A 14,522-nucleotide genomic window follows, 5' to 3' on the forward strand; every position below is an offset into this window, starting at 1 on the left:
TCTCCCCGATCAGGGGGTCGCCGACGCGTGCCGGACGTACCGATCGAGCGCGACGCCGCCGCCGAGACAGGCAAGTAGGCCGGCGTACCAGAGCAGGTGCGCCGGACTGTCGGGAGCGACGACGAGACGGATCGCCACCATGCCGACGACGTAGGCCGGGACGCCGCCGCCCAGGAACCGGGGGACGCCGATCCGGGTCACGCGACCGAAGGCGGCGCCGAGGGCGACAGCCACGAGGAGGACCAGTCCGATCGTCGGGGCCTCGCCGACGACCGTCGCAACGGCGGTCCAGTAGACGGCACCGGGCGGCCACAGCACCAGCCCCGACACCAACGCGAACGTGCCACAGACGGCGAGGTCGCGGGGGAGCCGTTCCATCGGGGAGCGTTCGCCCGCCCGACGCAAAACGGTGGTGACCGGCGGCCGTCGCGGTTCGCCGGATCGTCGCCAGTCGTTGAGAACGTTCAGGGGTTATTTACCGCACCTGGCCAATCGGACGCCATGAGCGGAACGACCGAACCGGGTCGCGTCCTCCACGTCGTCGACGAGTCGCCGACGGTCCGGTTCGAACCGTGGACCGACTGTACGGTCGAGACGGTGACGAACGCCGCGGACGCGAGCGTCCGACTCGCCGAGGCCGCGTTCGACTGTGTCGTCGTCGAGGACGACGCGTCCCTGACGGCGGTGCGGGCGGCGGTCGGCGACCTGCCGGTACTCGTCGTCGCGGCGACGGAGGCCGACGGGCTCGCCGACGATCGGTCCGTCGTCCTGACGGACCCGGACGCGAAATCGCTCGCCGACCGGGTGGACGGCGCCGTCGAGCGACAACGGGCGGCGCGGCGGGCCGCGAGCGCCGAGCGGGCGTATCGGCTCGTCGAGGCCGTCGGCCGAGCGCTCGCCGCGGCGGAGACCCGGAGCGAGGTCGACCGACGCGTCTGCGAGGCCGTCGCGGACGCCGGCCCGTACGCCGCCGTCTGGATCGGCGACCACGACCCCGAACGGGACGTCGTCACGCGTCGGGCGGCGGCCGGCGACGACGCGGGTTACTCCGGGGACGAGGTCCCGGCCGACGCGGGGGCGACGGAACGGGCGATCCGGACCGGCGAGGTCGCCGTCGAGCGTGGCGGCGGGGACACACCGGGCGACGAGGGCGGTGCGACCGCGGCCGTCCCCCTCCGCGACGACGGGACGGTAACGGGCGTGCTCCACGTGGCCACGCACCGGGCGGACGCGCTCGACGAGCGGACGACCGAGGCCCTGACGACGGCGGGGTCCCTCGTTGCCGACGCCACCGAACGCGCCGAGACCCGGGCCCGGCGCGAGCGCCGCAACCGCCAGTTCCGGAGCGCCGTCGAACACGCCGGCCACGTCGTGTTGCTCACCGACGCCGACGGCCGGATCACCTACGTCAACGACGCCTTCGAGTCCGTCACCGGCTACACGGAGTCGGAGGCGCTCGGTCGCAGTCCGGCGCTGCTCCAGTCGGGGACACACGACGAGGCGTTCTACCGCGACCTCTGGGAGACGATCCGCGACGGCGACGTCTGGCAGGGCGAGGTCGTCAACGAACGCAAGGACGGGAGCGAGTACGTCATCGACCAGACCATCGCCCCGATCAGCGACGACGACGGCGACGGTGACGATGAGGCCATCGGCTACGTCGCGATCAACCGCGACATCACGGCGCGCAAGGAGCGCGAACTGAACCTGACGTTCCTCAAGCGCGCCATCGACCAGGCGGGGATCGGCATCGGAACCTACGACGCCGACGGCTACGCGACGTACGTCAACGAACGCCTCGCCGAGCAGTTCGGGACGGATCGCGACGAACTCCGGGAACACCACATGTGCTCGCTGGATCCGCGGCTCGATCGGTCGCGGTTCCCGGCGTACTGGTCGTCGTTCGAGGACGGCGAGCGGCGCATCTACGACACGCGGATCGGACGTCTCGACACCGACGAGTGCGTTCCCGTCGAGGTCGTCACCTCGCGGGTGCGCATCGACGGCGAACCCTACCAGGTGAACACGGTCCGGGACGCGACCGAGCGCAAGCGACAGGAGCGTGACCTCGAACGCTTCCGGAGCGCGGTGGCCCACGCGGGACACAGCGTCCTCATCACCGACGCCGAGGGCCGGATCGAGTACGTCAACGACGCCTTCGAGTCCGTCACCGGCTACTCGGCCGCGGAGGCCATCGGGCAGACGCCCGCGCTGCTCCAGTCGGGGACACACGACGAGGCGTTCTACCACGACCTCTGGGAGACGATCCTCGACGGCGACGTCTGGCAGGGCGAGGTCGTCAACGAACGCAAGGACGGGAGCGAGTACGTCGTCGACCAGACCATCGCCCCGATCAGCGACGACGACGGCGAGATCACCGGCTTCGTCGCGATCAACCGCGACGTGAGCGAACTCAAGGCCTACGAACGCGAACTGGAGGCACAGAACGACCGACTCAAGCAGTACGGCGAGACGGTGGCCCACGACCTCCGGAACCCGCTCGCCGCACTCGACGCCGAACTCAAGCAGTTCCGCGCGACCGTCGACCGGGAGTCGGCGGCAGACGGTCCCGCGGACACCGTCGACGCCGCGGCCGTCAACGACCTCTGTGCGAGCATCGACGACACCGTCGATCGGATGGAGACGCTGATCGAGGACCTGCTGGCGATGGCCGAACACGGACAGCGAGTGATCGACCCCGAACCCGTCTCCCTGGAGAGTGCCGCGACCGAGGCGTGGACGGGCATCGACGCTCCGGACGCCGAACTGTCGGTACAGGACATCGCGGTCGACGCCGACCCCGACCGGCTCCGGGAACTGCTCGCCAACCTGTTTCGGAACAGCGTGGAGCATGGCTCCACGAGCAGCCGGACGCAGTCCGGCGACAGCGAGGGATCGGAGATCCCTCGGGAAACCGGCGAAGCCGGTGACAGCGTCGAACACGGTTCCACTGATGATCCCGACGACGGCCTCCACGTGTGGGTCAGCCCGCTCGATTTCTCCCCCGGCTTCGCCGTCGAGGACGACGGCCCCGGCATCCCGCCGGACGAACGCGACGACGTCTTCGAGCGCGGGTTCACGACCGCCTCGGACGGCACCGGCTTCGGACTGGCCATCGTCGAACGGATCGCCGACGCACACGGCTGGACCGTCTCCGTGACCGAGGGCCGCGAGGGCGGTGCGCGGTTCGAGTTCCGGACGGACGAAGATGCGTAGTGACCGGCGCCGGAATTATTTTCTCTGTATTCTTCATTGAAAAATAGTCCCGGGCGGATTCGAACCGCCGTCCTGGGCTCCAAAGGCCCAGATGATTGGCCACTACACCACGGGACTGCACTCCGTTCGTCCCGCGAGACTCGGGTGCCCTGCACCCTCACCGTGGGACCACGGCGTTCCCGTCTCGACGGTCACGCGGTATAAATCCAGCCGTTCCGTCAGTCCGCCGGGCGCTCGCACTCGATTTCGAGTTCCCGACAGGCGTCGGTTTCGGCGTCGAAGCAGTCCGGACAGTTGGGGTTGCGGTTGATGATGGTGTCGAGGCGGTCGGCCACCGTGTCGTCGATGACGGCCTCGAGCTCGCGGGCCTCGGCGCGGAACTCCTCGACGTCGAGGACGTTCGCGAGGAACCGCTCGATGATGCAGTACGTCTGGATCGCGTCGCGGGCGCGAGCGATCCCCTCGTCGGTGAGGCGAACCCCCTTGTACTTCTCGTGTTCCGCGAGGTCCCGGCTCTCGAGTTTGCCGATCATCTCGTTGGCGCTGGCGGGGCTCACGTCGAGCATGTCCGCGAGCGTCCCCGTCGCCGCCGGGCCGTCTTCCATCTCCTGGATCAGGTAGATCGCCTTGAGGTACTGGTCTGCCGTGTTCATCGCTAATCGCGTGTCTCCATGATCTTCGTTACGTCTTCGACGCCGTCGGCCTCGTCCTGCCGGATGGCTCGCAGGGTGTCGAGGAGTCGGTCCCGATCCACCGAGAACCGCGCGTCGCTGGCCTCGATGGCCGACACGAGGTCGTCGTAGAACTTGTACGCCGTCTCCTCGTTACAGAGCTGATCGTAGAGGACGCCGTCGAAATCGTCCGGTTTGGTCTGGGCGTACTGGGCCTCGACGAGCGTCTCGATGTCCTCGAACGGGATCGACTCCGCGTCGAGGTCGGCGATCACGTCCTCCAGTCGCTCCCGGTGTGCGGCCGACTCCTCGGCTGCGTCGGCCAGCAAGGTCTCGATTTCGGGGTCGAGCTCCCGGTCGGCGCCGAGCGACTGGTAGTGGTGGTGTGCCCGCGCCTCGACGACCTCCTCAAGGACGATCCCGATCTGGAGGAGGCGGGCGAGCTGGTGGTCGGAGCCGACCCGATGGCTGACGCTCATCGGAACGGCTGCCACCTCCGAACGTGTGTGGTCGGGACGATCATACGAAGCAATCGGGGCGAGGGGAACTTAAGGCGTTCCCTGCGGCCCGTGACCGCCTACTCGCGCAGGCGAGCCGTGATCTCCGCTTCGAGGTCCTCGCGGAGCTCCTCGACCTCGATCTCCTCGAGGACGGGGACGAAAAAGCCCTCGACGAGGGTGTTCCGTGCCTGCCGCTCGGGAATCGTCCGCGAGGTGAGGTAGAACAGGTCCTCCTGGTCGACCTGTCCGACCGTCGCGGAGTGGGAGGCCTCGGTGTCGTGGTTGTTGATGATGAGCTTCGGCGAGGCGTCGGCCTCGCTGTCGTCGCTCAGCATGAGCGTGTTCTCGCGCTGGTAGGAGTTGGTGTCCCACGCCTCGCGACCCACGTCCTGGACGCCCTCGTACACCGATCGGGCGGTGTCGTCGAGGACGCCGCGGGTGACGAGGTCGGCCGTCGTGTGCTCGGCCTGGTGCCAGACCCGCGCGTTCACGTCGAAGTGCTGGTCGTCGTGGCCGAAGAAGGCCCCGACGATCTGGCTCTCGGAGCTGTCGCCGTTGAGCTCCGTCTCGATGTCCGAGCGGGTGAGCCGCGAGCCGATGTTGCCCTCGATCCAGTCGATGGTCGAGTAGACGCCCGCGTCGCCGCGCTTGCGCGTGACGTTGTAGGTGTCCTCGTCGAGCGTCTGGAGCGAGCCGTACTGGACGTAGCTGTTCTCGCCGGCGTCGACCTCGACGAGGTTGCTGTAGTAGCGCGCGCCGTCGACGTCGTCGCCGGAGTCGATCCGTTCGAGGATCGTCACCGACGAGGAGTCCTCGGTGACGACGAGGGTGTGACTGAACAGCGACCGGGAGTTCATGTCGGTCCGGATCGTCACGTCCTCGGCGTCGACGCCCTCGGGCACGTAGACGAACGTGCCGGTGGTGAACAGCGCCACCGACAGCGCCGTCAGGTAGTCGGTCTCGGGGTCGATGATCGAGCCGAACTTCGCTTCGAGGAGCGTGGGGTGTTCCGCCACCGCGTCGTCGAAGGAGAGCACCTCGACGCCCTCGTCGGTGAGCCGTTCGGTGTCGTCGGACTGGGTCAGCGGGTCCGCCAGTTCGGCGAAATCGAGCTGTTCGAGGTCGGTCCACCGACGCCCGGGCGTCTGGATGACGTCGGGCATCTCGAGGTGGTCGAGGGCCTTGAGCGCCTTCAGGCGCGTCTCGCGGAGCCAGTCCGGCTCGTCGCGGCTGTCGGCTATCTCGTGGACCGTCGCTTCCGAGAGGTCCGCTGGTACCTGCGCACTCATGATTATCCGAGACTCCCCTCCATCTCGAGTTCGACGAGACGGTTGAGTTCGACCGCGTACTCGATCGGTAGTTCCTCCGTGATCGGCTCGATGAAGCCGGAGACGATCATCTGCTTGGCGTCGTCGTCGTCCAGGCCACGGCTCTGGAGGTAGAAGACGTCCTCGTCACCGATCTTTCCGACCGTCGCCTCGTGAGCCACGTCGACGGCGGACTCGTTGATCTCCATGTACGGCATGGTGTCGCTGGTGGACTCGTTGTCGAACATCAGCGCGTCACACTCGACGCTGGTCGAGGAGTCCGACGCGCCGTCGGCGATGTGGACCAAGCCGCGGTAGTTGGTGCGGCCACCGTCTTTCGCGACGCTCTTTGACTCGATGGTCGATTTCGTCTCCGGGGCGTTGTGGTACACCTTCGCCCCGGTGTCGATGTTTTGCCCCTCGCCCGCGAAGGCGATGGTGATGTGGTTGTCGGAGGCGCCGCGACCCTTGAGCACCGTCGAGGGGTACAGCATCGTCGCCTTCGACCCCATCGATCCCGAAATCCACTCCATGCGACCGTCGCCCTCGACGAGGGCGCGCTTGGTGTTCAGGTTGTAGGTGTTCTTCGACCAGTTCTGCACCGTGGAGTACTGGACGTGGGCACCATCGTCGACGAACACCTCGACGCCGCCGGAGTGGAGGTTGAACGCGGAGTATTTCGGGGCACTGCAACCCTCGATGTAGTGGACCTCCGAGTTCTCCTCGGCGATGATGAGCGTGTGCTCGAACTGGCCCATCCCCTCGGAGTTCATCCGGAAGTACGCCTGGACCGGCATCTCGACGACGGTGTCCTCGGGGACGTAGACGAACGAGCCGCCGGACCAGATGGCGCCGTGGAGCGCCGCGAACTTGTTGTCGCTCGGCGGCACGCACTTCGTCATGAAGTGCTCGCGGACGAGTTCCTCGTGCTCCCGAAGGGCCTCGTCCATGTTACAGAAGATGACGCCTTTGTCCTCCCACTGCTCCTGCATGTTCTGGTAGACGACTTCGGACTCGTACTGGGCGCCGACGCCCGAGAGGGCGTTCTTCTCGGCCTCGGGGATGCCGAGTTTGTCGAAGGTGTCCTTGATGTCGTCCGGCAGGTCCGTCCAGTCGTCGACGCTCTCGCGCGTCTCGACGTCCGGGCGGATGTACGGGACGATTTCGTCCACGTCGACCTCGGAGAGGTCGGGCTGGCCCGGCCAGTCGGTCGGCATGGGCATCTCCTGGAACTGTTCCAGGGCCCGGAGCCGGCGTTTCAGCATCCATTCTGGTTCGCCCTTGTCCTCCGAGATGACGCGGATCGTCTCCTCGGTCAGGCCCTTGTCGGCCTGGAAGGAGGAGCGCTCCTCCTTCTTGAACTCGAAGCGAGCCTCGGTGTCCGTCTCTTTGAGATGGTCTTGATCTGAGCTCATGGTGTTGTGTTGTGGGTGTAGCCGTATTACGCTGTCCCGTAGACCTGCTCGCGGACCCAGTCGTAGCCTTCGTCCTCGAGCTTCCGGGCCAGATCCGCACCGCCGCTCTCGGCGATCTCGCCGTCGATCATCACGTGGACGTGGTCGGGCTCGACGTAATCGAGGATCCGCTGGTAGTGCGTGATCTGGAGGACCCCGGTGCCTTGCTCGTCACGGAGGGCGTTGATCCCCTTGGAGACGTCCTGCAGGCGGTCGATGTCCAGGCCCGAGTCGATCTCGTCGAGCACCGCGACCGACGGCTCGAGGATCGCCGCCTGGAGCACCTCGTTCTGTTTCTTCTCGCCGCCGGAGAACCCGGCGTTGAGGTAGCGCTGTGCGAACTTCTCGTCCATGTCCAGCAGCTCCATCTTCTCCTTCAGGAGCTGCTGGAACTCGGCGACACCGATCTCGCCGTCGTCGGCCTCACCCTCCATCGGGGAGGTGTCGTAGCCGGCGTCGTCCTCGTCCTCGGTTGCCTCGTCGTCCTCGTCCTCGAACAGTTCCTCGCGCTCCTCGTGTTTGGCGTTGAGCGCCTGTCGGAGGAAGTTCGTCATCGTGACGCCCTCGATTTCCGCCGGATACTGGAACCCGAGGAAGATGCCGAGCGCGGCGCGCTCGTTCGGTTCGAGATCGAGCAGGTCCCACTCGCGCTTCTCGGGGGGTACCTCCTCGTCGACGTCGGCCAGGTCCTCGTCGTCGAGGACGAGCGTGATCTCGCCCTCGGTGACCTCGTAGGCCGGGTGGCCGGCGATCACCTTCGCGGTCGTCGACTTACCCGAGCCGTTCGGTCCCATCAGGGCGTGAATCTCGCCCGATTCGACCGTGAGATCGACGCCACGAAGGATACTCTCGCCGTCCTCTTCTGCGACTTTCGCGTGAAGGTTGTTGATCTGTAATGTTGCCATGTCCCTATCGAGTGACTGGGGTGTAACACGCATAATGCTTACGCATTCTCCCCCTTCGAGTTCCGACAACAGCAACTATTGTTTCGAGATGTAGAAATCAGCTTTCAGAACTGGCCGAGACCGGTCTGTCGCTGGCCGCTTTTCACCTCGTCCCACGAGAGGCCGAGTGCCTCGATGACCCGGGCGATCGGCCCTTTGAGCGTCTTTTCGAGCATCTTGTCCCAGTCGACTTCGAAGGCGTCCGGGATCTGATCGGCGTACTCGAAGCAGATCACGTCCGGATCACGCTTGAACTCGCCGTAGAGCGGATCGGTCTGCGGGTCGAACCCCTCATCGGCCTCCAGCCGTCGGAAGAACTCGGGGTGGACCTTCTTCAGGTACAGTCGCTTGGGCTTGCTGCCGCGCTGGAAGTTGGTGCCGAGCAGGTGGTTGGCGTACTTCGCCCCCCGGACCTGCGCGGTGTCGGTGTCGTAAGCGGTCAGTCGCTTGCCGATGCCGCCCGGGATGCCCACGTCGTCGAGGTCGACGTTTCCGGCCTCGAAGTCCTCGATGACGTCGTGGACGTACTCCTCGACGTCGTCGACGTCCTCGCCCGTGACGATCATCTCGATGACGCGTCGCTGGACCTCCTTGGTGATCGGGGCGATGTCCGAGCGCTTGTACTCGAAACCCGTGATGTCGATGTCGTCGACGTGTTTCCCCTCCTTCCAGACTATGTGGCCCGCGTAGCGTTTCTTCTTCCCTGCCTGGAAAAAGCGTCTGTAAAGCTTCTCGAACTCGATCTGGAAGCGGTGTTCGTGGGCGTTGAGTTCCTCCAGCGCGAACTCGTCGTAGGAGTCGTTGATCGACTCCTCGAGTTCGTACCCCGTCTCGATGGCGCCGGCGACCTGTCGGAGTTCCGACTCGCTCATCTCGGGGTGGGCCTCCCGAACCTCGTCGGGGACGTCCTCGGACTCCACGTCCTCCCCGAGTTCCAACATGACGCTGTCCGTGTCGCCGTAGGCCACCTCGTAGCCCACGTCGTTGGCCGCGGACTGGGTGTGTTCGATGACGTCCCGTCCGGTGGCGGTGACGGCCGCGCCCATCTCCCGGTCGTAGAGGCGGAAGCGGTCCCACCCCAGAACGCCGTAGAGCGATTGCCCGACGAACTGGAATCTACCGTTCCGGCCCGCGAGGAGCGTATTGTTGTCCGCGACGGTGACACAGTACGCACCATCGTCGGCGGTACTCTGACCTCCCGACCGGTGCATCCGGAAACTGTTCTTTGCGTCCTCGGTGCAGTAGATGCGCCACGATCCGCTGTCGCGGTTGTAGCTGGCGGTCAGCCCGACGTGCGCACAGAGGCGCAACACGTCGTCTCGGAGTCGTTCGCTCGACGTGGTGTATCGCCAACTGTTCACCTGCCGGTCGCCGTCGCCTGCGATGAGCGTGTCGAGGAATCGCTCCTTCTGCTCGCGGCTGGCCTCGAAGACGAATTCGGGAATCCGTTTCTCGAAGCTGTTCTTGCCACACGTATCTTCGAGCCACCGGCCGAGCAATCGTGAGGTGACCTGGTAGCTCCGGTCGTCGACGTAGTAGTCGAAGCCGAGTCGGTCCAGCAACTCGCCGATTGCGGTGTGGCCGTCACCCTCGCCGCCGTCGGCAACCGCCTCCTGTGCAAGCTTGATCGTCGTGGCACTACCTCTGAACTGCTCCCCGAACTGCTTGTCTTCGGACGTGTACACCGACCCTTCGGTGACGTACCACGCGAGCAGTTCGAGGAAGTCGTCGCCATCGTAAAAGCGCGGAATCCACTTCCGGCCCCGTTCGGCGTGAACGTAGAACTCGGAACAGCACTCGTTCAGATACTCGCGGTGCTCCTCGAACTCGGTCGCCGAGAAGACGTAACCCGTCCCATCGGAACCCTGTTTCTCCATCTTGTCCGGGTAGTGGCCGACTTCGGCGGCGAGGGTGTGTCCGTGTACGTCGTTGTTCGCCCACACCTCGTAGTCGCCGTCCAGCAACTCGGTTAGATCGACCGTCTCCAGTCGCCCACCGTCCGGACCCTCCCAACCGTGCGGTAGTTCGTAGTGTGACGACTCGTTCAGATCGCCGGCCTCGACGAATCGGAAGTCCTCCCACGACTCGCCGTTCGTATCGTCCTTCCGGACGAGCATCCGGTGGTTCGGCGTGACGCTGAAGTCGATTTTGCTCGTCTCGATGTCGACGAGGTCGCCCCGGTAGTTCGGATACGCGTGCGTCTCGGTAACGGGCTTGACTTCCATCCGCAGCGTCTCGGGGTCGAGCGAGTACACCTCGTCACCGACCTCGAGATCCCGGATATTTCGGACGCCGTCGGGCGTCAACACGTCGGTGTCGGACGTGAAACAGTTCATAATCACCTTGACAGCTTGTTGCTGCCGGTCGTACTGCTCGTAGGCCTGACTGTCGGGGTCGTGGTCGTTGCGCTCGGCTTTCTTCTGTTCGCGCTCTTCGAGCAACTCGTCGACCATCTCCCGGATGACGCCGTCCGGTTCCTTCCGGAAGTGGGTCCCGTTGGGTGCGTGGTAGGTGTCGTCGTCGTAGTCCTCGGGGTCGACTTTCGTCTCGGGCGACGCGTTGATCGTCACCATGCACATCGGGTAGAGCGACTGGCCGACCCACTGGTAGTTCCCGTTACGACCGGCCAAGACCACGTGGTTGTCGGCCGCAGTAACGCAGTACACGTCGCCGTCGTGATCCTCGACCGTCGCGTTCGTCGCCTTCTTGAACGAACCGCGCTTGCCGGCGGAAACGTACCAAGTCCCGTCCGCCTGCTTAGAGACCGTCGGCTTGTGCCCACATCGGACCGCGACATCGACGATGCCGGCTTTGAGTTCGTCACTCTTCGTCCAGAATTTGGCCAGGCCGGAATCGGTGTACCGCCCATCGCCTCGAATCATCGTATCGAGGAGCCGCGACAGGAGCTCGCCGTCCAAGTCGAACACCCACTCGGGGAGCTGCTTGTCGGTGTATCCCTCGCCGCAGTTGTCGGCGAACCACTCTAGAAGATACCGGTTCGAAACGTTGATTCCCCGCTCGTCGACGTTGTGATCGATACCCAACCGGTCGAGTAGGTCTCGAATCGCCTCCCGCTCCGTCCGGCCTTCCTGGTGAATCGTGATGCGTCCCCCAGCGTGGTCAACGCTCCCCTCAGTGACGAACCAGCCAACGAGCGCCAGCCAGTCGTCCATCTCGAAGGATAGTGGCGTCTCGCAGTGCTGTTTCCCGTATTTGAGAAACACCTCGTCCGCGTGTCGGTCGACGAGGGAACGGTGGGTACGGTACGTCTCGACGGGAATCAGGTACTTGCCGACTGCCTTCTGGATCCCCATCGTCGACGATGAACCGTGCACGAGTTCCATCGAGGTGGTGACGTCCTCGGGGAGTGTGGCTCTGAACGATCGGAGATCGTCGTCGGTATAGACGACGACCTGTCCTCCCTCGACCTCGTCGATCAGATCGAAGGTTTCGGGTGATCGACCGTCCATCGGCTCGTGCTGTGGGAACGCGAACCGTTCGTTCTCCGGGATCTCTCGGTACTCGTCGAAGGTGAAGTCGGACGGCCGCTGGTCGTCCCAGCCGCGCTCTTTCGAGTAGAGGAACCGGTGGTTCTCGGTGACTTTCAGATCGTGGGTGTTGCCCGAGAGGTGGTGGAGCTCACCGAACCGGTTCTCGTACTGGTGGGTTTCCTCGACGGGTTTGACCTCACACTCAAACGTGTCCGGATTCAGCGTGTATATCGGATCGCCGACCTCCAGTTCGGCGATGTTTCGCTCACCGTCCGGAGTCAGGACGTCCGTATCCGCACTGAAACATTTCAAGTCCAGTACGCTGACGTTCTCCTTGATCCCCGTGATGGGGTCGAAGACGGCACCGCCCTCGTAGTCCTCGGCGTCGGCTCGCCCCTTCGAGGGGAGCGCGAAGTCGCCGTGGACCTTGTGGAGGACGTAGACGTCGACGGCGTCGCCCGGCGTCGGCGCGTCCTCCAACTTACAGCCGACGAACGTCCGCACCTCGTCCCAGAAGGAGATGATGTCGCGCTTGCGGTCGAGTTCGACACAGAGTTCCACGTCCCGGAGGTTGTACTCCAGCAGTCGCTCGGGGTCGTCCTCCCAGAGGTCGCCGATGTCGCCCGGATAGCGTTCCTTGCCCGCGCCCAGTTCCATCTCGCCGACTGCGTCCAGCCGGTAGGACTCCAGTTCGGTGAACTGGGTCCGCTTGTAGGCGTAGAGCAGGTCGAAGACGGCCCGTCCCTTGATCGTGGGGCCGCCCCAGTCGCTTCGCCACACCTCGCCGATCCGCGAGAGGCGGTCGGGGTTCAGGTCGTGGTCCACGTCCGGTCGCTTGCCCAGCGTCTCCAGCCGGTCGATGAGGTAGGGGGCGTCGAAGTCCTCGAAGTTCCACCCCGTGAGCACGTCCGGGTTCGTCTCCTCGATGTAGCCGAGGAAGGCATCGAGCATCGCCGCCTCGGACTCGAAGGCCCTGATCTCGGCGGTCACGTCGTCCTCCAGACCGTCGTAGTCGTCCAGCGCCGCGGGGGCCACGCCCGACCCCACCGGTGCCTCGTACAGCCACGCGACGTACTCGTCGCGGCGGGAGTCGTGACTCGTGAGACAGACGATGGCCTCCTCCCCGTCCTCGGGGAACCCGGAGCGGTCGTCCACCTCGATGTCGAAGGTGTTCACCCGCAGATCCGTGGGGACGTCGACGGGTTCGAGTTCGTCGTGTGGCACCTGGATCGCCCCGCTCTCCAGCCGGCGGACGGGGACGCGAACCCCGCTCCCGATGTCCTTGTCGATCAACAGCCGGTTGGGAAAGAGGATGTCCGCCTCGTAGTGGTCGAACTCGTCGCGGATCGCCCCCACGTCGCGGGGCGTCCGGGTACAGATCTTCGTCAGGTCCTCGCCGCGGATGCTCTCGTAACCCGTCTCCGTGCGCGTGATCACGTCGCGGTCAAGGTCGTCGTCGTCGAGGCTCGCCGTCGGCGCGTAGAAGTACGGCTCGAACCCGAGGACGCGGACGTGTTCGGCGTCGCCGTCCGGCGTCCGGCCGAACACGTGCACCACGGGGTACTCGTCGGCACCTTGTCCCTCGACCGTGTAGTCGACCTGGGTGACCGCGAGGTCGACCGCCCCCTCGGGGTCCGGAAACTTCAGGTCCGCCGCGTCGACGACTTCGGTGACCGACTGGCTAACGTCGCCGGCGACGGCCATCGCCTCCGCCTCGGGCCTGTCGGCGTCGTCGGCTCCCCAAGAGCCCGTAAGCTCCGCCTGTTCCATGCCGCTCACTTCGGGACTTCCGGATAAAAACCCAGCCACTCCGCCGCGGAAACGCTGCCACGACGGAAAGACATATACCATGTGATTTCTTACCAAGCGGCGTGACGATGTCCGACCACGTCGACGCAGGCCGGTGGGACAGTGCGGACGAACGCCGTCCGGATCACGACGGGATCGACACCGTCGAGGCGTACGAGGTCGAGGACGGAACGGTACTGTACGACGCGGAGAACCCGCTCGCGTGGGTGGAGTCGTCGACGGCGGTGCCCATCTACGAACTCGCCTGAATCCGGCAAGCGAACCCCTTTTGTCGCCGCGCTCGCTCTCTGAGAGCGTGCCGTCCGATCCGTGGGGCGACGACGACGCGTGGGACGACGACGCCGAGAAAGCGCCAGCCGAGCTGCGTGCGGAGGACCTCGGCCCCGATCCACCGACCGCGCCGACCGCTCCGACCCCGGACGTCGATCCGAGCGACGTCGACCCCGAGGTTCGGGGACTGTTCTGGCGGAGCGTCCTCATGGCCAACGTGGCGGTGTTCTGTCTCGCCTTCGCCCCCATGCTCGTTGGGTTCCGGGGAGAGTGGCGGACCGGCCTCGTCCTCGTCCTGATCGGCGCCGTGGCCGGACTGCGCGTCTATCACCACTATCGGACCTTCCGGCGACGGAGCGACGACGACGACGGGACGGACGCCGACGAACACAACCCCTAACCCCACCGATCGCCTCGTGTGGACCATGCGAAGCGTCCGGGACGACGAGGGCAACCGGTACCTGCTCGTGAAGCGATCGGCGGAGTCGAGTCTCGTCCGCGATCCGGCGACGGGCACCGAGCGCTACCTGCCCAACGCCGATCTACACGCCGACGCCGAAACCGAGCCACTCCGGACCGCCGCCGAGGGGATCCCCACGCCGGCCCGGCGCGTCCTCACCGCGGTGCCGAACGACCGGGCGCTCGGCCTCCTCGTCGAACTCGTGGACCGCGGCCCAGTCGCCGCCCGGACGCTCCTCGACGCCTACGACCTCTGTGAGAGCGACCTTCACGGTCTGCTCGCCGAGTTCCGGGCGGCCGGGCTGGTCGCCGGGACGCAGGTCGCCGGCGAGCGCGGCTACGAGGCGACCGAGACGACCCGCGAGGCGGTGCGGACCCTCCGCGGGACGGAGTGAACCGAT

The 14,522-nt window shown here is 65.7% G+C and carries 11 protein-coding genes and 1 tRNA gene; 4 read left to right on the plus strand and 8 right to left on the minus strand.

Translation table 11 applies throughout. From position 1 onward, the window contains the following. Positions 1-9: 9 nt before the first annotated feature. Positions 10-378, minus strand: coding sequence for a hypothetical protein (locus tag EI982_RS08725; protein WP_157689332.1), 369 nt, complete (start codon positions 376-378; stop codon positions 10-12). Between the two features lie 123 nt (positions 379-501). On the opposite strand from EI982_RS08725, the gene EI982_RS08730 reads away from it, so the two are divergent. Continuing rightward, positions 502-3,216, plus strand: coding sequence for a PAS domain S-box protein (locus EI982_RS08730; RefSeq protein ID WP_157689333.1), 2,715 nt, complete (start codon positions 502-504; stop codon positions 3,214-3,216). A gap of 44 nt (positions 3,217-3,260) precedes the next feature. Here the strand turns inward: EI982_RS08730 and EI982_RS08735 are convergent. The 7 genes from EI982_RS08735 to EI982_RS08765 all read right to left on the minus strand — a co-directional run bounded on the left by EI982_RS08735 (position 3,261) and on the right by EI982_RS08765 (position 13,353). Then, a tRNA-Gln gene (locus tag EI982_RS08735) sits at positions 3,261-3,333 on the minus strand. A 101-nt stretch (positions 3,334-3,434) separates the two neighbouring features. After that, positions 3,435-3,869 carry a metal-dependent transcriptional regulator gene (locus EI982_RS08740; RefSeq protein ID WP_157689334.1) on the minus strand — a complete coding sequence of 145 codons (435 nt, stop codon included), beginning with the start codon at positions 3,867-3,869 and terminating at the stop codon, positions 3,435-3,437. A gap of 2 nt (positions 3,870-3,871) precedes the next feature. Further along, positions 3,872-4,366 carry a ferritin-like domain-containing protein gene (locus EI982_RS08745; protein WP_157689335.1) on the minus strand — a complete coding sequence of 165 codons (495 nt, stop codon included), beginning with the start codon at positions 4,364-4,366 and terminating at the stop codon, positions 3,872-3,874. Between the two features lie 98 nt (positions 4,367-4,464). Continuing rightward, positions 4,465-5,676: a Fe-S cluster assembly protein SufD gene (sufD, locus tag EI982_RS08750; protein WP_157689336.1), complete on the minus strand. Its 1,212-nt coding sequence runs from the start codon at positions 5,674-5,676 to the stop codon at positions 4,465-4,467. Between the two features lie 2 nt (positions 5,677-5,678). After that, on the minus strand, positions 5,679-7,109 hold the full coding sequence (gene sufB, locus EI982_RS08755) for a Fe-S cluster assembly protein SufB (RefSeq protein WP_157689337.1): 1,431 nt from the start codon (positions 7,107-7,109) through the stop codon (positions 5,679-5,681). Positions 7,110-7,135: 26 nt separating this feature from the next. Continuing rightward, on the minus strand, positions 7,136-8,053 hold the full coding sequence (locus EI982_RS08760; RefSeq protein WP_157689338.1) for an ABC transporter ATP-binding protein: 918 nt from the start codon (positions 8,051-8,053) through the stop codon (positions 7,136-7,138). A 104-nt stretch (positions 8,054-8,157) separates the two neighbouring features. Beyond that, positions 8,158-13,353 (minus strand): DNA polymerase domain-containing protein, encoded by a 5,196-nt coding sequence (locus tag EI982_RS08765; protein ID WP_157689339.1) that lies wholly within the window; start codon positions 13,351-13,353, stop codon positions 8,158-8,160. A 107-nt stretch (positions 13,354-13,460) separates the two neighbouring features. Here EI982_RS08765 and EI982_RS08770 point away from each other — a divergent pair, with 107 nt between their 5' ends. From EI982_RS08770 to EI982_RS08780, 3 genes are read left to right on the plus strand one after another with little or no spacing between them, the layout of a single operon-like run. Further along, a complete protein-coding gene (locus EI982_RS08770) occupies positions 13,461-13,640 on the plus strand; it encodes a DUF7331 family protein (RefSeq protein ID WP_157691111.1) in 180 nt (59 codons plus the stop codon). Between the two features lie 47 nt (positions 13,641-13,687). After that, on the plus strand, positions 13,688-14,062 hold the full coding sequence (locus EI982_RS08775; RefSeq protein ID WP_157689340.1) for a DUF7322 domain-containing protein: 375 nt from the start codon (positions 13,688-13,690) through the stop codon (positions 14,060-14,062). Positions 14,063-14,087: 25 nt separating this feature from the next. Beyond that, on the plus strand, positions 14,088-14,516 hold the full coding sequence (locus EI982_RS08780; protein WP_157689341.1) for a DUF7346 family protein: 429 nt from the start codon (positions 14,088-14,090) through the stop codon (positions 14,514-14,516). Positions 14,517-14,522: the final 6 nt, after the last annotated feature.

The sequence above is a fragment of the Haloplanus salinarum genome (assembly GCF_009762275.1).
GTDB lineage: Archaea > Halobacteriota > Halobacteria > Halobacteriales > Haloferacaceae > Haloplanus > Haloplanus salinarum.